The sequence below is a fragment of the Pseudomonas sp. 3A(2025) genome (genome assembly GCF_054589175.1).
Map to the genome: position 1 here is coordinate 605,227 of NZ_BAAILM010000113.1, position 17,451 is coordinate 622,677.

Here is a 17,451-nt window from a genome sequence, read left to right on the forward strand (position 1 = left end):
TTTCACTCACCGAGGTTATTTGCAAGAAAGATCACTCCTTACCACGCTGATTATATTTATCATTCCGCACAAATGCTGGCTCTTTCCAGTTAGGCCCCCTCACCAGATGCGGTTCTCCACCATAAGCCAGCACACCTTCACTTATAAGCCGCTGATACACCGAAAACAACTCACCACTTAAAACAACACCTCTATTATATCTAATGTACATCCCATCAATTGTTTGAAATCCAAATTTCAAAGAAAATGCAGTCAACACATCTTCCACAGGTTCACCCTTTACTATTTCCTCTATAACATTCATTTAAATAGCCCTCTTTGAAAATCCTCCAACTCCTTTTGCTCATGCTTTTCATGAGCAGCATTCGCCTCATTTGTATAAAAAAGTCCTGAATCATCCTTCAACTTAAAATCCTCTAATGTGGCTGCATGGGCGTTATTCCAAACCTCACCTTTTATTTCTTGTGGCACAGGACCATCCAACACCCCAATTGCCCGGTACCGCTCCAACTCTCGAATCTCGTGGGTATAATAACGCTTATCCGTATCTGTGATTTGCAGTTCACCTTTCAGAATTTTTTCAAGCCGCGTAATCATCACGTCGTTCGCTGCTGAATAATCCAAACGCCCAGTATGTAATTTCACAAGCGCAATACCCTCTTGAGTCACTGTCGCACCCACCCAGCTCAAACTCAATATCGGCCCACCTGCCTTCTTGGGATTATAGTACCGACCACTGTATATACCTTTGAAGGTTGCCCCCGGATACGGACTGTTGAACACCGTAAACAACGGCGGCAGCCCGGAATCAGCCGGAAACACCGTAATCAGACCTTGCAGGCCGGGCGGTGCTGCCGGCAGCGGCGAGATCACCGGCTCGACGGGAGATAGCGGTTTCCCAATGTAGGGGGCTTCTGACAGAGGTGATCCTGGCAGCGCAGTGGAGCTGTCGATCGGAGGCGCGATGGGCGTCCAGATCAAGGTGGCGCCAGGGTTGCCGGGAAACGCGACACTCCAGGTTTTGTTGCGCTCATTAAAAGTGGCGCTGCGCACCTCGACAGGCGCTGCGGCCGTGACGTCAGAAGACGCCAATTCAATGCTGCCGATTATCGTGTTGCTACCCAGCAGGCTGGCCCAGCCGGGCACATCGATAGAGCCGCCTTGTGCGGCAATCTGCGACAGCTCGGGCGAGCTTTGGGGTACGACCTCCGATGCGGGGATGCTTCCCGAAAAGAACTCGCCATAGTCCTGAAAAGTGGTCCGCAGCGACGCCAGCATTCTGGTGGACTGCCTGACAAGGTCGTTGCCAAGTTCGTCCGCCGACCGACCGAAGCCTTCAATGGCTTTGGTAAGCGAATTTACCGCCCGCACGGCCGCCGCTCTGCCTGCCGGTGAATTCAGGATGGTGGAAACGGCGGTACGTGCAATACCCACCGGATTAGGGAGCCCAGGAGACGATCCTTCAACCGCCGCCATGGCATGGATGAGACGGGCCCTTAGAAGCTGATCTTTCTCTCCAGCTTCTTTCTGCTCTGCAAGCTGCCGGGCTTTTTCTTCGGTTGCCTTCTGCGCGGCAAGCTGTCGGGCTTTCTCTTCAGCTGCCTTCTGCGCGGCAAGCTGCCGAGCTTTTTCTTCAGCCGCCTTCTGCGCGGCAAGCTGCCGGGCTTTCTCTTCAACTGCCTTCTGCGCGGCGAGCTGTCGGGCTTTCTCTTCAGCCGCCTTCTGTGCGGCGAGCTGTCGGGCTTTCTCTTCAGCCGCCTTCTGTGCGGCGAGCTGTCGGGCTTTCTCTTCAGCCGCCTTCTGCGCGGCAAGCTGTCGGGCTTTCTCTTCAGCCGCCTTCTGCGCGGCAAGCTGTCGGGCTTTCTCTTCAGCCGCCTTCTGTGCGGCAAGCTGTCGGGCTTTCTCTTCGGCCGCCTTTTGCTCCGCAAGGCGAACAGCTTTAGCATGCTCCTCACGCAGTAGCGCCTCATGTACCAAAAGCGCTTTCGCATGCTCCACACGCAGTATTTCTTGATCTCTTAACAAGGCTTGCGCATGTTCCACGCGAAGTCGTTCTTCATGCACCAATACGGCTTGTGCATGCTCCAAACGATGCGCTTCTATAAACGCCGCGTGCATACGTTGGGATTCGGCAGTGACTATCTGGACAATTTTTTCCTGAGTCTGAGCCGCCAGTGCTGCTCTATAGGAGGACTCCCAAAGAGTGTAAGGATGAGGATGTACCTCAGACGGAGAGTGCGCAGATCGAGCAATATGCCTGTTTTTATACTCCTGCCCCCCTTTGCCTAGCGGACTCTCACCATAATAAGCATAAGACCTTTCTTTACTGGCTTGATACTCGACTGTTTTACGGTGCAACAAAGCCTCGACAGCTGTCTTTTGATGATCAGCTCTGGTCAGCGCGGTTGCATTACCAGGAAGAACTATATTTCTTTCAACCGATTCAATTTCCTCAGCAATTGTATCTAATTGACTTTCCTCAAAGAGCACAGACTCGTAATGGAGCTGTACTCTAGCCTCATCGAATGTCGGTGACTCACCGGCGTACCCAGAATGAGTAGGCATCCCCCACATAGAGGATCCCCACCCAGCACCTCCTCCTGGAGAACCCTGGGACGAACGATATTCCGTTTCAGTGACATAACTGGGTGGAAGCTGCATCGGACCTTGTGGCCCTTTCTTGTTACTCATACAGAACTCCTTTCTGTTGTATGGCAACAACTTACAAAGTTTGAAACAGGCCTTGGTAATACATAGTTACCGCAATCTAAAATCCGCAAAAAATTTCACACCCAAGAAGTCTTACCCACTACTTCAATCAGTAAATCCACTGCTTGCGGCATTCAAAAACACATTGCACTTTCGAAAAAGCACTCGACTGATCAAGAAACGAGCTGCACTTCAAAAAACAATAAAAAGGACGGTCGCCAATTCCATTGCGCAAGGACCATGGCGTCATAATCAAGAACAGTAGGTGAGCACGCAAAGAGCGGGATGCCGGGGCCGGTATCCAGTGGTAGAAGGTGTGTCCGATCATTTAAATCATGGTCGCCGAACTGGCCGCTTGCGTGTTCATTGCGTGTAGTACCTCGACCGCTCAACCCCAAGGGCAACAGGGAAACCGCCTGCCGCCGCACACCGGGCAATGATTGGGCCATCCTCGCCTTCGGACATCCGGGCGTCATCAAGCAAGTGATCGTCTACACCCAGCACTTCAAAGGCAACTACCCCCGACAGTTACTCGATCCAAGGCGCATTCGTCAAAGGCGGCACCGACAGCCAGATCGAAACCCAGAGCCTGTTCTAGCGCGAACTGCTGCCCAGCCAGAAACTGAGCGTAGGAGCCGCTTGCCCGCAACCAAGCGTGTTAGCACTCGCAGAAATCGTCGAAACGCTGAGAATGTACGACTGCTAATGCAGCCGGTCGTCCCAGAATATGCGACCTAGACCAAGCGCGCTCATGTCTATGTTCGCGACGATTCAGGTATACGCCTCGACCACCCACTTCACCTTCTCCAGGGCCGTGCGCAAGGTCACCAGATCTACCGACCCCAGCGCCAGCCGCAGCGCATGCGGTACATGGCTGGATACGGCGAACGGTTCGGCGCTGGACACCGCCACCTGCTCGCGGCTAAGCGCGGCGACGATCCGGTCGGCGCGGGCATCTTCGTATAACGGCAGCCAGAGAAAATACGACGCCGGATGGCTGAGGTAATGCAGCCCTTGCAGCGCCTCGGCGGCGATGCGCTGGCGGGCTTGTGCGTCCTCGCGTTTGTGTTCTTCCAGACGCATCACCGTACCGTCTTCCAGCCACTGGCAGGCGATGGCGGTCAAGACGCCCGGCGTGTTCCAGGTGGTCGCGCGGATGATTCGCTCCAACGCCGGCACCGTGTCCGGCGGCGCGCTGATAAAGCCGACGCGTAATCCGGTGGCCACGCTCTTGGACAAGCCGCAGACGTGCACCGTACGTTCCGGCGCCAGGCTGGCCAGTGGCACAGGCGCGTCTTCGACCAGAAACGCGTAGGCGGCATCTTCGATGATCCAAAGGTCATGACGGCGAGCAATGGCGACCAGTTCAACACGCTGTTCGATGTTCATCACCCACCCCAGCGGGTTATGCAGGGTCGGCATGCTGTACACCGCCCTCACCCGCCGGTTGCGGCACAGAGTGTCCAGCGCGTGCAGATCCGGCCCGTGTTCAAGCACCGGGATGGCGACGATTTCCAGGTGCAGCGCTTCGCCCAGCACTTTGAACCCGGAATAGGTCAAGGCGTCCGCCGCGATCACATCGCCCGGTTGCAACAGCGCCATCAACGTCACCGCCAAACCTTGTTGCGCGCCGTTGACCAGCAATACCTGTTCGGCCTGCACCGTCAGCCCGCGCGCGGCCAGATGCCGCGCGACACAGGCTCGTTCATGCGGCCGACCGGCATGCGGCTGGTAACGCAGCAGCGCCTCAAGATCACCGGTCGCCGCCAGTTGGCGCAGACCCGTACGCAGCAACTCGGCCTGTTCGGGCAGGGCCGGGTAATTGAAATTCAGATCGGCCATGCCGACGGCTACGTTTTTCTGGTCGATGCCCAGCCCTGGTGGCAACGAAGTGTCACGCACGAATGTTCCGCGCCCGGTCTCGCAACTGACCAGGCCCATGCATTGCAGCTCGCTGTACACCTTTGAGGCGGTGACCAGCGCCAGTCCTTCGCGAGCCGCCAGCTGGCGATGGGTCGGCAGGCGCGAACCGGGCAGCAAGCGACCGGCGCGAATATCGGCGGCCAAGGCATCGACCAGGGTTTTATAGCGCGCGCGTGGCATCGTTAAATGTATCCATGACAATTTTTTGATTGTGCTGATAGTGGCTCCTAGCATGGGGTTCTCGCAACCCGCTATGAGTCAGCCCCGATGGAAAATACCTCCGCCTTGCAACAGACCCACTCATTGAACGGCTGGCTCAATGGCCTGATCGGCGTGGTGATTTTCAGCGGCTCGCTACCGGCTACACGCCTGGCTGTGGCGCAGTTCGACCCGCTATTTCTGACCTTCGCCCGCGCCAGCATCGCCGGGGCCCTGGCGCTGGGCCTGCTGTTGCTGTTACGCCAGCCGCGACCGACGCGCTCGCAACTGCTGTCGCTGGGCATCGTCGCTGCCGGCGTGGTGGTCGGTTTTCCTTTGCTGACCGCCCTGGCCCTGCAACACGTGACTTCCGCGCACAGCATCGTTTTTGTCGGCCTGTTGCCGCTGGCCACCGCAATCTTCGGCGTGCTGCGTTGTGGCGAACGTCCGCGTGCGGTGTTCTGGCTGTTCTCGACACTGGGCAGCCTGATGGTTGCAGGCTTTGCGCTGAGCCAGGGACTGACGGCAGCGCCCTTGGGTGACGGGCTGATGCTGCTGGCCATTCTTGCTTGCGGGCTGGGTTATGCCGAAGGCGCGCGGCTGTCCAAAACGTTGGGCGGCTGGCAGGTGATCTGCTGGGCCTTGCTGCTGGCACTGCCGTTGATGCTGGTTCTCAGCCTGTGGACGGCGCCGGTTTCATTCGCGGCCATCACCCTGCCGGCGTGGATCAGCCTGGGGTATGTCTCGGTGTTCAGCATGCTGGTGGGCTTTGTGTTCTGGTATCGCGGGCTGGCGCAAGGCGGCGTGGCGGCGGTGGGTCAGTTGCAGCTCTTGCAGCCGTTTTTTGGCCTGGCGCTGGCAGCCACATTACTGGGTGAACAGGTCAGTGTCGGCATGCTCGGCGTGACCGTGGCGGTGATTGGTTGCGTGGTCGGCGCGAAGCGTTTTTCAAGGTGAAACGGGCTCGGAATCAGAAGAAAAGGCCCTTTCGTTTGTAAGAATATTGTCAGTTTTGTGTAAGGGAAAACCAACAACCCACTTCTAAATGATATTCATTTGCGTTAGTGTCCCGCTCCGTTTGAATTCTTCCGCATGAATCCAACTGATCGACAAGGACCGTTACGCAATGAAATGCCCTCCGTTTTCCCGTTGCCTGCTCACCGTAGCGCTGCTGTCAGCCACTGCCGTCCAGGCCGAGGAAATCCTCGAAGCCGACACTACTGCTACCAGCGCCACCGAGCTGGATGCTTCGTTCGTGACCGCCAGCGGTGGCGGCACCGATCTGCGCGATGCGCCGGCCAGTGTCAGCGTGATCACCCGCGAAGAGATCGAGCGCCAGCCGGTTTACGACCTCAATACCCTGCTACGGCGCATTCCGGGCGTGACCGGCGGCTTTGGCCCGGTCGGTGAGCAATCGAAGATCAAGCTGCGTGGCCTGGACGACAAGTACACGCTGATTCTGGTCGACGGCAAACGCATCGGCAGTTCGGCCGACACTAACTACCGCCGTGATCTGGGCCGTCAGGACCTGAACTGGATTTCGCCGAACATGATCGAGCGCATCGAGATCGTTCGGGGGCCGATGTCGTCGCTGTATGGCTCGGACGCCATGGGCGGCGTGATCAATATCATTACCCGCAAGGTCTCTCGTGAATGGAGCGGCTCGCTCAACGTCAACACCACGATCCCCGAGGACTCCGATCGCGGCCAGACCAACCAGACCAGCGTCAACCTGTCCGGTCCTTTGACCGAGTCGGTCGGCCTGCGCCTGGGTGCCAACCTGACCCGCCGCGCCAGCGATGAAGCCGAGCCGCGCCTGGATGCATTCGGCGATTACAAATACAACGATGGCGCTGGCGGCTCGAAGGATCACAGCGTCAATGCGTTGCTGGACTGGAAGATCAACGACAACCACAGCCTGTCGTTCGAAGCGACCCAGGGCGTTGAGCGCTCATGGTCGTCGAAGAAGACCTTCGGCGACTGGGGCGACACGGTGGGTGAAGGCTTTGGCGCCGGGCGCCTGACCCGCGACAGCTTCGTGCTTTCGCACCACGGCGACTGGGGCTTTGGTACCTCGCGGGTGGATGCGTACCTGAACAAGTTCAACAACGACATCAGCGTCGGCAAGGCCAGTTCCGAGGAGAAGATCGTCGAAGGCAGCCTCAATGTGCCGTTCGAGCTGCTGTTCAATCAGCGCCTGACCGTGGGCGGGCAATGGAAGCGTGAACAGCTGACCAACACCGATACCCTCGGTACGGTACCAGTGGATTATCAGGGTGTGGCCGTGGCCGGCTCGGATCTGGAAGGCGATTATTCGGCGGCATTCATCGAAGATGAAATCTTCCTGCTCGACAACCTGTCGCTGACCCTGGGCAACCGTTTCGACCACAGCGAGGAATACGGCAACCACAACAGTCCGCGCGCCTATGTGGTGTATCACCCGCACCCGGACTGGACCGTACGTGGCGGCGTTTCCCGTGGTTTCCGCGCGCCGAGCCTGAAAGAAGGCAGCGCGGGCGCGGCGACCAACTCCGGCGGCCGCGGCTGTACCTCGTTGCGCCCGCTGGGCTATGTAACCGGCGCGTGCTGGATGGCCGGCAACCCTAACCTGCGCCCGGAAATCAGCACCAACAAGGAAGTCGGCGTGGCCTTCGATCACGATGGCTGGGAAGCCGGGCTGACCTACTTCCACACCGACTTCACCGACAAGATCGAATACGCGCCGCTGGGTTACTTCGAGGGCCGCTGGTGGACCATGCTCGAAAACGCCGACAAGGCGCGCACCCGTGGCTGGGAAGGCAGCCTGCGCGTGCCCGTGGCCACTCACGTCAACTGGCGCACCAACGCGACCTACATGCTCGAAAGCCGCAATCTGTCGACAGGCCGCGACCTGATCAGCTCGCCGAAACTGTCGTTGTACAGTGCCATCGACTGGCAAGTGACCGAGCGCTTTGGCACTGAACTCTCAGCGCAGCATGTCGGCAAACAGCGCGGCGTGGGCACCGACTTCGTCAAGTCCTACACCACCTACGACCTGACGGCCAACTGGGCGGCAAACAAGTGGCTGACCCTGAATGTCGGCGTGCAGAACCTGCTCGACGAAGACCCACGCGACGACTCGACCGCCTTCTATGTGCCAGGCCGCGCGTTCTTTGCAGGGGCCACGACGTATTTCTGATTGACGCCGCTCAATGCATGACCCGGGTCACCAGGTAATTGACCAGTTCCGGGTCATCGTCCAGCTCGATGGCGCGGGCCGGACGGGGCAGGTCTTGCATGACCTTGTTCCAGAACGCATCGGCGACCTCATCCTGGGGGTAGTAGCGCACCAGCCAGTTTTCATGACCGCCCATCAATACCTGGCCCATCAACGCCCGGCCGATGCCTTTGCGCCGGTAGCGCTTGAGAATGAAGATATCGGCCAGCTCCAGCGCGTCGATGCCTGGTACTTCGCTGCGCTCGATCAGCACGAAACCTGCTATTTCACCGTTGACCCGCAACAGGTTGGCGCTCCAGTCCGGATCCTGCCAGTAACGCACCAGGTGATCTTCATGGACATAAAAACGGCCATCTTCCTCGACATCCTGAAACTCCCAGTCCGACGACTCGTACGCGTAGAACTGGTAGAGGTTGGCGATCACTTCGATATCATCCGGCCCGGTCTGGATCAGTTCGAGGGTGAGTTCAGTCATGAAAGGGCCTTCGGACGCTGTGCTGCATCTATATAAAGAAGAGAATCGTAAAACCTTGGCATGCACATCTCGATAGCAGAGAAATCAAGGGCGCTATTGTTTACAAAACGCAGCGAATGGCAACTCTGACGCTGCGTCAATGTGTGCCAGTGCCGGCCACCTCGAACAGCACATGGCGTAACCAGCGGTGCGCCGCACTCTGGTGGGTGCGCTCATGCCAGACTGCCAGTTTACTGAAACCGGTAATGGCCAGCGGCGGTTCGAGCCGTTGCAGGTCATCGTGCTCGACCACCAGACGCCGGGGCACCACGGCGATCAGGTCACTGCGGCGCACGGCGTCCAGCAACAGCAGAAAGCTGGTCACTGACAGGCTGACCCGACGCTTTCTGCCAAGCAGTGCCAAGGCCTGATCGGTCACGCCGCGAAAGGCGCCGCCGCTGTAGGAAACGATGCCGTGATCAAGGTTGCAGAACGTGTCCAGATCCAGTGCCTGCGCGGCAGGGTGCGCCTGGCGCAGCACGACCACATAGTCTTCTTCATACAGATGCCGCGCATGCAGCCCTTCAAAGGTGGTTTCCGGGGTCAGGATCGCCAGGTCGACCTCACCGCTTTCCAGTTGACTGGTCACCCGCTCGTCTTCCACCGGCCGCACCGCCAGACGAATGCCCGGCGCCTGTTGGCGCAAGCGGGCCAGTAGCGGCAGCACCAGTGTGCGTTGAGTGTAGTCGGTGGCGGCAAGGGTCAGCGTCAGGCTGGCCTGAGCCGGCTCGAAGGTTTGCGCTTGCAGCAGGGTATCGATCTGCTCAAGCACCTGGCGAACCGGCCCGGCCCGGCCAGCGCCAGCGCCCTTGGCGTCGGGGTAATGCCGCGCTGGGCGCGCACGAATAACGGGTCGTCGAAGCTCTCGCGCAGGCGGGTCAACATGCCGCTGACCGCCGGCTGGGTGATCGACAAACGCTTTGCCGCGCGGGTGACACTGCCCTCATCGAGCAAGGCATCGAGGGCCTTGAGCAGGTTAAGGTCCAGGCTTCTGATATCACGCATGCTTATGCCAAACCCAAGGAGATACGATTGGTCTTATGAATTGTGCGCAGCGAAAATTTCCTCCGTCAACGCCACCCCTCACCAAGGAGTTTTCCATGCAGCATTCCATTCACTGGCCTGAAGGCTATATACCGGGCGAAGCCGATAATTTTGCCAGCAACGAAGTCATTGTCGCCGGCCTGAACGTTGCGCAGGTCTGGCCGCTGTTGAACACCCCTGCCCTGTGGCCTGGCTATTACAGCAATTGCGCCGATATCACCTTTGCTCAAGGTGCCGGCCCGCAGTTGGCGCAAGGCGCGCGGTTCAGTTTCAGCACCTTTGGTTTTCCGGTCCAGGCGCAGGTGGTCGAGTATGTCGCGCCCGTGGCCAGCCAGCCGGGCCGGGTGGCGTGGCATGGTTGGGTCGAGGGCGATGCCAGCACGCGGCTGGATGTGCATCACGCCTGGTTGCTGGAGGATTTGCCCGGCGGACGGGTGCGAATCCTGACCCAGGAAACCCAGAATGGCGCACCGGCCAAGGCTCTGGCGCAGGTCCGCCCCAACCCGATGATCAATGGGCACCAGGACTGGCTGGACGGATTGGTCAGCGAGGCCCGCCGTCAATTGCCCTGAACTTGCACGCGCGCGCTTGGCTCATAACTGACAAGCCCATCGCTGTGGTCATCCCATGGATCTTGTCGTTGCCCGTCCTGAAGGTTTGTATTGTCCGCCCGGGGATTTCTATATCGACCCGTGGCGACCGGTTTCGCGTGCCGTGATCACCCACGGGCATGGCGACCACGCACGCCCCGGCAGCGGGCATTATCTGGCGGCGGCCAGTGGCGAGGGCATTCTGCGCTGGCGGCTGGGGCAGGACATCAATCTGCAGACCCTGGCCTATGGCGAAACCGTGACCCATCACGGCGTGACCATCAGCCTGCACCCGGCAGGCCATGTGCTGGGCTCGGCGCAAGTGCGTCTGGAATACGAGGGCGAGGTCTGGGTGGCGTCCGGCGACTACAAGGTCGAACCCGACGGTACATGCGAGGCGTTCGAGCCGGTGCGCTGCCATACCTTTATTACCGAGTCGACCTTTGGCCTGCCGATTTATCGCTGGACCCCGCAAGCGCAGATTTTCGCCGGCATCAACGACTGGTGGCGCAGCAATGCCGCGCAGGGCAAGGCCAGCGTGCTGTTCGCCTATGCCTTCGGCAAGGCGCAACGGATTCTGCATGGCATCGACGCAGGCATCGGCCCGATTCTGGCACATGGTTCGGTCGAGCCGCTGAACCGGGTGTACCGCGACGGCGGCATCCGTATTCCCGAAACCCAATACGCCGGCGACTTCAAGAAAACCGACCCGGCGCTGCGCCAGGCACTCATCATCGCCCCGCCCTCGGCCGGCGGCAGCACCTGGATGAAGCGTTTTGGCGAATACAGCGATGCCTTTGCCAGCGGCTGGATGATGCTGCGCGGCACCCGCCGCCGGCGCGGCGTGGATCGCGGTTTTGTGCTGTCTGATCATGCTGACTGGCCGGGCCTGTTATGGGCCATCGAGCAGACCGGCGCCGAGCGGGTGATGGTCACCCATGGCTCGGTAGCGATTCTGGTGCGTTACCTGCGTGATCTGGGCCTGGATGCCCAAGGCTTCGACACCGAATACGGCGATGAAGAAGCAGAGCAACAAACACCTGAGCAGACAGCATGAAAGCCTTCGCCGAACTCTATGCCCGCCTGGATGCCACGACGTCCAGCAACGCCAAGCTGGCCGCGATGCACGACTACTTTATCCAGGCGGCGCCCGAAGACGCTGCGTGGGCGGTGTTCTTTCTGGCCGGCGGGCGCCCACGGCAACTGGTGCCCAGCCGCGTGCTGCGTGAGCAGGCTACCGCGCTGAGCGGCCTGCCGGCCTGGCTGTTCGAGGAAAGTTACCAGGCGGTCGGTGACCTGGCAGAAACCTTGTCGTTACTGCTGCCGCATGCCGAACACAGCAGCGATGAAGGCCTGGCGCTGTGGCTGGAAGACAAGCTGCTGCCGCTGCGGGGTCTCGCGCCCGAGGTGCTGGCCGAGCGCTTGCCAGCACTGTGGGCGCAACTCGACCGCAGCAGTTTGATGGTGTGCATCAAGCTGATCACCGGCAGTTTTCGCGTTGGCGTGTCCAAGCTACTGGTCACCCGCGCTTTGGCGGCCATGGCCGGGCTGGACAGCAAGCGTGTCGCCCAGCGCCTGGTGGGTTATACCGATTTGTCGCACCGCCCCACTGCCGCGTCGTACCTGAAACTGATTGCGCCGGAGTCGGACGACGAGCATGCCCAGCGTGGCGGCCAGCCGTATCCGTTTTTTCTCGCCCACGCCCTGCAACAACCGGTGGAGCAGTTCGAGGCCCTGATTGGCCCGGCCGAAGACTGGCAGGTGGAATGGAAGTGGGACGGCATTCGCGCGCAGGTGGTCAAGCGCGAGGGCCGCTTGTGGGTCTGGTCGCGGGGTGAAGAGCTGGTCACCGAGCGCTTTCCGGAATTGCATAGCCTGGCCCAGTGCCTGCCCGACGGAACGGTGATCGACGGCGAAATCGTGGTCTGGAAGGCCCCTGATGTCGAGCCCCCGGAAGACGAAGGCTTTGCCCTGAATAATGAAACACGGGCGCCGTGGGTGCAGCCTTTCGCCCTGTTGCAGCAACGCATCGGGCGCAAGACGCTGGGCAAGAAGATTCTTGGCGATGCGCCGGTGGTGGTGCTCGCCTACGACCTGCTGGAATGGCAGGGCCATGACTGGCGCAGCCGCCCGCAACACGAGCGACGCACTCAATTGGAGCAGGTGATCGAGGCCAGTCAAAGTCCGGTGCTGCTGCCCTCCCCCGTGATCAGCGGCGCAAACTGGCAAGACCTCGCCCGCCAGCGTGAAGCGGCGCGCAGCCTGGGCGTGGAAGGCATGATGCTCAAGGCCCGCCAATCGCTGTATGGCGTGGGCCGCACCAAAGACATGGGCGTGTGGTGGAAATGGAAACTCGACCCGTTCAGTGTCGATGCCGTGCTGATCTACGCCCAGCGCGGCCATGGCCGGCGCGCCAGCCTGTACAGCGACTACACCTTCGCGGTATGGGACGGCCCGCCCGGCGCCAGCGAACGTACGCTGGTACCGTTCGCCAAGGCCTATTCCGGGCTGACCGATGAAGAGATGCGCAAGGTCGACGCAATCATCCGCAAGACCACCGTCGAGAAATTCGGCCCGGTGCGCAGCGTGACTCCGACCCTGGTGTTCGAGCTGGGGTTTGAGGGCATTGCCCTGTCGAAACGGCACAAGAGCGGCATCGCCGTACGCTTTCCGCGGATGCTGCGCTGGCGGCATGACAAGCCGGTGGATGAAGCGGACAGCCTGGCGACGTTGCAGGACTTGCTGGGCTGACGCCCCAAAATAACGCAACGAGCCAGCAATGCATCATTTTGAATCACGCTATCTCCGCAGGAGCGGCTTCAGCCGCGAACAGGCGTGGCATTCGCGGCTAAAGCCGCTCCTACGGTTGTGTCTTCCTCGAAGATGGCAAACAGACACAATTGCGACACCCGCTTACATTTCAAACGCATGTTTTGTCCGTTGGTTCAGAAATTGCTACCTGATGACTGTCTGGCATCCGCCGGTAGCAGTCTTGCAGACTGCTGCGCCTTATTCTGGTTTAGGAATCAAGAATGAAAAAAGCATGGTTGACTCTCTCCGCACTGGCTCTGTGTGTCGCTGCTGGTAGCGCAATGGCCAAGGAATACAAGGAACTGCGTTTTGGCGTCGATCCATCTTATGCACCGTTCGAGTCCAAGGCCGCCGATGGCAGCCTGCAAGGCTTCGATATCGATCTGGGCAATGCGATCTGCAAAGAGCTGAAGGTCACCTGCAAATGGGTCGAAAGCGATTTCGACGGCATGATTCCGGGCCTTAAGGCGCGCAAATTCGACGGTGTGATTTCGTCGATGACCGTGACCCCGGCCCGCGAAAAAGTCATCGATTTCTCGGATGAACTGTTCTCCGGCCCGACCTCGCTGGTGTTCAAAAAGGGTGCAGGCCTGAGCACCGATCTGGCCACCCTCAAGGGCAAGACCGTCGGTTACGAGCAAGGCACCATCCAGGAAGCCTATGCCAAGGCCGTGCTGGACAAGGCCGGTGTGACCACCAAGGCCTACGCCAACCAGGACCAGGTGTATTCCGACCTGACCTCGGGCCGTCTGGACGCTTCGATCCAGGACATGCTGCAAGCCGAGCTGGGCTTTTTGAAGTCGCCAAAGGGCGCTGACTACGAAGTCAGCGAGCCGGTCGACAGCGAACTGCTGCCGTCCAAGACCGCTATCGGTATCGCCAAAGGTAACACTGAGCTCAAGGAGCTCCTGAACAAAGGTATCAAAGCGTTACACGCTGATGGCACCTATGCCGAAATCCAGAAAAAACACTTCGGCGAGCTGAACCTGTACAGCGGTAAATAAATAGCCCCCTGATCAAACGGGAGCGCGCCCACCGATTTCGGCTATCATCCGCCGCCGTTTTCGCTGGGCGTTTTTGTTGCTGACCGCTAAAGGCTTTATCCATGTTCGACACATTGTTAACCAACCTGGGACTTTCGGCTTTCAGCCTCAGGGGCTTTGGCCCGCTGTTGCTTGAAGGCACATGGATGACCATCAAGCTTTCGGTGTTGTCGCTGCTGCTGAGCATCGTGCTCGGGCTGATCGGCGCCAGCGCCAAACTGTCGGGCAGCGCATTGCTGCGTGTGCCGGCACAGATCTACACCACCCTGATCCGCGGCGTACCGGACCTGGTGCTGATGCTGTTGATTTTCTACAGCCTGCAGACCTGGCTGAGCCTGTTCACCGATGCGATGGGCTGGGATTACATCGAAATCGACCCGTTCAGCGCAGGCGTGATTACCCTGGGCTTTATCTACGGCGCGTATTTCACCGAGACCTTTCGTGGCGCGATTCTGTCAGTGCCGCGCGGCCAGGTCGAGGCGGCGGTTGCCTACGGCCTCAAGCGCGGCCAGCGGTTTCGCTATGTGGTCTTTCCGCAGATGATGCGCTTTGCCCTGCCGGGCATCGGCAATAACTGGCAGGTGCTGCTCAAGGCCACCGCGCTGGTATCGATCATCGGCCTGGCCGATCTGGTCAAGGCTTCGCAGGACGCCGGCAAGAGCACCTATCAATTGTTCTACTTCCTGGTGGTGGCCGCGTTCATCTACCTGATGATCACCAGCGCCTCCAACATCGCCTTGCGCTGGGCGGAGCGGCATTACGCCGCCGGTAGCCGGGAGGCCAAGCGATGATCGAGCTACTTCAGGAATACTGGCGCCCGTTTCTGTACAGCGACGGGGTGCATATCACCGGTCTTGCCATGACGATGTGGCTGCTCAGCGCCTCGATCGCCATCGGTTTCTGCCTGTCGATTCCGCTGTCCATCGCACGGGTCTCGGACAATCGCTGGCTGCGCTGGCCGGTGCAGTTCTACACCTATGTGTTCCGCGGCACGCCGCTGTATATCCAGTTGCTGATTTGCTACACCGGCATCTACAGCATCGCCGCCGTGCGCGAGCAACCGCTGCTCGATGCCTTTTTTCGCGACGCGATGAACTGCACACTGCTGGCCTTCACGCTCAACACCTGCGCCTACACCACGGAGATTTTTGCCGGTGCGATTCGCAGCATGGCGCATGGTGAAATCGAGGCAGCCAAGGCCTATGGCCTGAGCGGCTGGAAGCTGTATGCCCATGTGGTCATGCCGTCGGTGCTGCGCCGTTCGTTGCCGTACTACAGCAACGAAGTGATCCTGATGCTGCACTCCACCACCGTGGCCTTTACCGCCACCGTGCCGGACATTCTCAAGGTGGCGCGCGACGCCAACTCGGCGACCTTCATGACGTTTCAGTCGTTCGGCATTGCCGCGTTGTTGTACCTGAGCGTCACGTTCATTCTGGTCGGGCTGTTTCGTCTGGCCGAACGGCGCTGGCTGGCCTTTCTCGGCCCGGCCCACTAGGAAGGCTCATCATGCGGCATTTGACTCACGCGCTGCTGTCGCCGGTGCCCGGCACTGCACGGCAGATTCACAGCTTTCACTACGGCCCGGATAACGGCGCCTGCAAAATCTATATCCAGGCCTCCCTGCATGCCGACGAACTGCCGGGCATGCTGGTGGCCTGGTACCTCAAGCAGCGCCTGGACGAGCTGGAACGCGCCGGCAAGCTCAAGGGCGAAATCGTCGTGGTGCCGGTGGCCAATCCGGTCGGCCTGGAACAGGTGCTGATGGACACCCCGCTGGGCCGCTACGAACTGGAAAGCGGGCAGAACTTCAATCGCCACTTCGTCGACCTCGCCCAACAGGTCGGTGATGCGGTGCAAGACCTGCTCACCGACGATGTGCAGGACAATGCCCGGCTGATTCGTACGTACCTGCGTCAGGCGCTGCTTGAACAGAGCGCCACCACGCAATTGCAGTCCCAGCGTCTGGTCTTGCAACGCCTGGCGTGTGACGCCGACATGGTGCTCGACCTGCACTGCGATTTCGAGTCGGTCGAGCACCTGTACACCACGCCAGAAGCCTGGCCGCAGGTCGAGAATCTGGCGCGGTACCTGGGCTCGCACGCCAATATGCTCGCCACAGACTCGGGCGGCCAGTCGTTCGACGAATGCTTCACGCTGGTCTGGTGGCAGTTGCAGCAACGCTTTGGCACCCGTGTGCCGATGGGCAGTTTTTCGGTGACTCTGGAGCTGCGCGGTCAGGCCGATGTCAGCCATGCCGTGGCCAGCCGCGATTGCCAGGCGATCATTCTGTACCTGATCGATTTTGGCGCCATCGACGGCGAGCACACCGAACCACCCGAATTGCTCTACCCCGCCACGCCGCTGGCGGCCGTGGAACCGGTGGCGACGCCGGTGGGCGGGCTGCTGGTGTTCTGCGCGATGCCCGGCGAGTACGTCGAGGCCGGCCAGTTGCTGGCCGACATCATCGACCCGATCAGCGATACCGTGACCCAGGTCCGCGCCCCGCAAGCCGGCTTGCTCTATGCCCGTTCGCTGCGGCGCATGGCGACTGCCGGCATGGTCATCGCCCACGTCGCCGGCACCCAGGCCTGGCGCAGCGGCTATCTGCTTTCTCCTTGAGGACTCTATGTACAAACTGACCATCGATGGCCTGCACAAAAGCTACGGCGACAACCACGTGCTCAAGGGCGTTTCACTCAAGGCCAAGAGCGGCGACGTGATCTGCCTGATCGGCGCCAGCGGTTCGGGCAAGAGCACGTTTTTGCGTTGCATCAACTTTCTTGAGCAACCCAACGACGGCGCCATGAGCCTGGACGACAAGCAGATCCGCATGGTCCAGGACAAGGACGGCGGCATGCGCGTCGCCGACCCGCAAGAGCTGCAACGCCTGCGCACCCGACTGGCAATGGTGTTTCAGCACTTCAACCTGTGGGCGCACATGACGGTGCTGGAAAACATCACCATGGCCCCGCGCCGGGTACTGGGCGTACCCAAAGCCGAAGCCGAGGCGCGGGCGCGCAAGTACCTGGAAAAGGTCGGCCTGCCAGAGCGGGTCGCCGAGCAGTACCCGGCGTTTTTGTCCGGGGGCCAGCAGCAACGGGTGGCGATTGCCCGCGCCCTGGCGATGGAGCCGGACATCATGCTGTTCGACGAGCCGACCTCGGCGCTGGACCCGGAGCTGGTGGGTGAAGTGCTCAAGGTGATCCAGGGCCTGGCCGAAGAAGGCCGCACGATGATTCTGGTCACCCACGAAATGGGTTTTGCGCGCAAGGTCGCCACCCAAGTGGTGTTTCTGCACAAGGGCCTGATCGAGGAGTCGGGGCACCCGGACGAGGTGCTGAATAACCCGCAGAGCGAGCGCTTGCAGCAGTTTTTGAGCGGCAATCTGAAATAAGGCTT

17 protein-coding genes are annotated in these 17,451 nt (G+C 60.1%); 11 read left to right on the forward strand and 6 right to left on the reverse strand.

Annotation, left to right across the window (positions count from 1 at the left end; translation table 11 throughout):
* Nucleotides 1-31 precede the first annotated feature (31 nt).
* Both ACYP2A_RS29375 and ACYP2A_RS29380 read right to left on the reverse strand, forming a co-directional pair.
* Nucleotides 32-304, reverse strand: coding sequence for an immunity protein (locus tag ACYP2A_RS29375; protein WP_459749429.1), 273 nt, complete (start codon nt 302-304; stop codon nt 32-34).
* Nucleotides 301-2,691 carry an S-type pyocin domain-containing protein gene (locus tag ACYP2A_RS29380; RefSeq protein WP_459749430.1) on the reverse strand — a complete coding sequence of 797 codons (2,391 nt, stop codon included), beginning with the start codon at nt 2,689-2,691 and terminating at the stop codon, nt 301-303. The genes ACYP2A_RS29375 and ACYP2A_RS29380 overlap by 4 nt, the downstream gene beginning before the upstream one ends.
* Before the next feature lie 303 nt (nt 2,692-2,994).
* Between ACYP2A_RS29380 and ACYP2A_RS29385 the strand changes: the two genes are divergently transcribed.
* Nucleotides 2,995-3,447, forward strand: a complete 453-nt coding sequence (locus ACYP2A_RS29385; protein WP_459749431.1) for a hypothetical protein — start codon at nt 2,995-2,997, stop codon at nt 3,445-3,447.
* A gap of 33 nt (nt 3,448-3,480) precedes the next feature.
* Here the strand turns inward: ACYP2A_RS29385 and ACYP2A_RS29390 are convergent, their stop codons facing one another.
* Nucleotides 3,481-4,812 (reverse strand): aminotransferase-like domain-containing protein, encoded by a 1,332-nt coding sequence (locus ACYP2A_RS29390; protein ID WP_459749432.1) that lies wholly within the window; start codon nt 4,810-4,812, stop codon nt 3,481-3,483.
* A gap of 87 nt (nt 4,813-4,899) precedes the next feature.
* Here ACYP2A_RS29390 and ACYP2A_RS29395 point away from each other — a divergent pair, with 87 nt between their 5' ends.
* Together ACYP2A_RS29395 and ACYP2A_RS29400 are read left to right on the forward strand one after the other, a co-directional pair.
* Nucleotides 4,900-5,787 carry a DMT family transporter gene (locus ACYP2A_RS29395; protein WP_459749433.1) on the forward strand — a complete coding sequence of 296 codons (888 nt, stop codon included), beginning with the start codon at nt 4,900-4,902 and terminating at the stop codon, nt 5,785-5,787.
* 169 nt (nt 5,788-5,956) lie between these two features.
* Entirely contained in the window at nt 5,957-8,008 is a 2,052-nt protein-coding gene (locus tag ACYP2A_RS29400; protein WP_459749434.1) for a TonB-dependent receptor domain-containing protein, read from the forward strand.
* 10 nt (nt 8,009-8,018) lie between these two features.
* On the opposite strand, the gene ACYP2A_RS29405 is transcribed toward ACYP2A_RS29400, so the two are convergent.
* The 3 genes from ACYP2A_RS29405 to ACYP2A_RS29415 all read right to left on the reverse strand — a co-directional run bounded on the left by ACYP2A_RS29405 (nt 8,019) and on the right by ACYP2A_RS29415 (nt 9,566).
* Nucleotides 8,019-8,522, reverse strand: a complete 504-nt coding sequence (locus tag ACYP2A_RS29405) for a GNAT family N-acetyltransferase (RefSeq protein WP_459749435.1) — start codon at nt 8,520-8,522, stop codon at nt 8,019-8,021.
* 136 nt (nt 8,523-8,658) lie between these two features.
* Nucleotides 8,659-9,333, reverse strand: a complete 675-nt coding sequence (locus ACYP2A_RS29410) for a LysR substrate-binding domain-containing protein (protein WP_459749436.1) — start codon at nt 9,331-9,333, stop codon at nt 8,659-8,661.
* Nucleotides 9,270-9,566, reverse strand: a complete 297-nt coding sequence (locus ACYP2A_RS29415) for a LysR family transcriptional regulator (RefSeq protein ID WP_459749437.1) — start codon at nt 9,564-9,566, stop codon at nt 9,270-9,272. Before ACYP2A_RS29415 ends, ACYP2A_RS29410 begins: the two co-directional genes overlap by 64 nt.
* A gap of 95 nt (nt 9,567-9,661) precedes the next feature.
* Between ACYP2A_RS29415 and ACYP2A_RS29420 the strand changes: the two genes are divergently transcribed.
* The 8 genes from ACYP2A_RS29420 to ACYP2A_RS29455 all read left to right on the forward strand — a co-directional run bounded on the left by ACYP2A_RS29420 (nt 9,662) and on the right by ACYP2A_RS29455 (nt 17,446).
* Nucleotides 9,662-10,177, forward strand: coding sequence for an SRPBCC family protein (locus tag ACYP2A_RS29420; protein ID WP_459749438.1), 516 nt, complete (start codon nt 9,662-9,664; stop codon nt 10,175-10,177).
* Between the two features lie 55 nt (nt 10,178-10,232).
* Complete coding sequence (locus ACYP2A_RS29425; RefSeq protein WP_459749439.1) at nt 10,233-11,252, forward strand: ligase-associated DNA damage response exonuclease; 1,020 nt, start codon at nt 10,233-10,235, stop codon at nt 11,250-11,252.
* The gene (locus ACYP2A_RS29430; protein ID WP_459749440.1) at nt 11,249-12,946 is read left to right on the forward strand and encodes an ATP-dependent DNA ligase; all 1,698 of its coding nucleotides are present in this window, start codon (nt 11,249-11,251) and stop codon (nt 12,944-12,946) included. The genes ACYP2A_RS29425 and ACYP2A_RS29430 overlap by 4 nt, the downstream gene beginning before the upstream one ends.
* Before the next feature lie 281 nt (nt 12,947-13,227).
* Nucleotides 13,228-14,010, forward strand: coding sequence for a transporter substrate-binding domain-containing protein (locus tag ACYP2A_RS29435; protein WP_459749441.1), 783 nt, complete (start codon nt 13,228-13,230; stop codon nt 14,008-14,010).
* A gap of 101 nt (nt 14,011-14,111) precedes the next feature.
* The gene (locus ACYP2A_RS29440) at nt 14,112-14,840 is read left to right on the forward strand and encodes an ABC transporter permease (RefSeq protein WP_459749442.1); all 729 of its coding nucleotides are present in this window, start codon (nt 14,112-14,114) and stop codon (nt 14,838-14,840) included.
* Entirely contained in the window at nt 14,837-15,547 is a 711-nt protein-coding gene (locus ACYP2A_RS29445; RefSeq protein WP_459749443.1) for an ABC transporter permease, read from the forward strand. Before ACYP2A_RS29440 ends, ACYP2A_RS29445 begins: the two co-directional genes overlap by 4 nt.
* Before the next feature lie 11 nt (nt 15,548-15,558).
* Nucleotides 15,559-16,671, forward strand: a complete 1,113-nt coding sequence (locus tag ACYP2A_RS29450) for a succinylglutamate desuccinylase/aspartoacylase family protein (RefSeq protein WP_459749444.1) — start codon at nt 15,559-15,561, stop codon at nt 16,669-16,671.
* Between the two features lie 7 nt (nt 16,672-16,678).
* Nucleotides 16,679-17,446, forward strand: coding sequence for an ABC transporter ATP-binding protein (locus ACYP2A_RS29455; protein WP_459749445.1), 768 nt, complete (start codon nt 16,679-16,681; stop codon nt 17,444-17,446).
* Nucleotides 17,447-17,451: the final 5 nt, after the last annotated feature.

Coding starts and splice junctions, on each gene's coding strand:
- ACYP2A_RS29455 (WP_459749445.1), top strand. CDS start 16,679: ATGTACAAACTGACCATCGATGGCCTGCACAAAAGCTACGGCGACAAC.
- ACYP2A_RS29390 (WP_459749432.1), bottom strand. CDS start 4,812: ATGCCACGCGCGCGCTATAAAACCCTGGTCGATGCCTTGGCCGCCGAT.
- ACYP2A_RS29425 (WP_459749439.1), top strand. CDS start 10,233: ATGGATCTTGTCGTTGCCCGTCCTGAAGGTTTGTATTGTCCGCCCGGG.
- ACYP2A_RS29380 (WP_459749430.1), bottom strand. CDS start 2,691: ATGAGTAACAAGAAAGGGCCACAAGGTCCGATGCAGCTTCCACCCAGT.
- ACYP2A_RS29400 (WP_459749434.1), top strand. CDS start 5,957: ATGAAATGCCCTCCGTTTTCCCGTTGCCTGCTCACCGTAGCGCTGCTG.
- ACYP2A_RS29445 (WP_459749443.1), top strand. CDS start 14,837: ATGATCGAGCTACTTCAGGAATACTGGCGCCCGTTTCTGTACAGCGAC.
- ACYP2A_RS29450 (WP_459749444.1), top strand. CDS start 15,559: ATGCGGCATTTGACTCACGCGCTGCTGTCGCCGGTGCCCGGCACTGCA.
- ACYP2A_RS29435 (WP_459749441.1), top strand. CDS start 13,228: ATGAAAAAAGCATGGTTGACTCTCTCCGCACTGGCTCTGTGTGTCGCT.
- ACYP2A_RS29440 (WP_459749442.1), top strand. CDS start 14,112: ATGTTCGACACATTGTTAACCAACCTGGGACTTTCGGCTTTCAGCCTC.
- ACYP2A_RS29405 (WP_459749435.1), bottom strand. CDS start 8,522: ATGACTGAACTCACCCTCGAACTGATCCAGACCGGGCCGGATGATATC.
- ACYP2A_RS29430 (WP_459749440.1), top strand. CDS start 11,249: ATGAAAGCCTTCGCCGAACTCTATGCCCGCCTGGATGCCACGACGTCC.
- ACYP2A_RS29395 (WP_459749433.1), top strand. CDS start 4,900: ATGGAAAATACCTCCGCCTTGCAACAGACCCACTCATTGAACGGCTGG.
- ACYP2A_RS29415 (WP_459749437.1), bottom strand. CDS start 9,566: ATGCGTGATATCAGAAGCCTGGACCTTAACCTGCTCAAGGCCCTCGAT.
- ACYP2A_RS29420 (WP_459749438.1), top strand. CDS start 9,662: ATGCAGCATTCCATTCACTGGCCTGAAGGCTATATACCGGGCGAAGCC.
- ACYP2A_RS29375 (WP_459749429.1), bottom strand. CDS start 304: ATGAATGTTATAGAGGAAATAGTAAAGGGTGAACCTGTGGAAGATGTG.
- ACYP2A_RS29385 (WP_459749431.1), top strand. CDS start 2,995: ATGCCGGGGCCGGTATCCAGTGGTAGAAGGTGTGTCCGATCATTTAAA.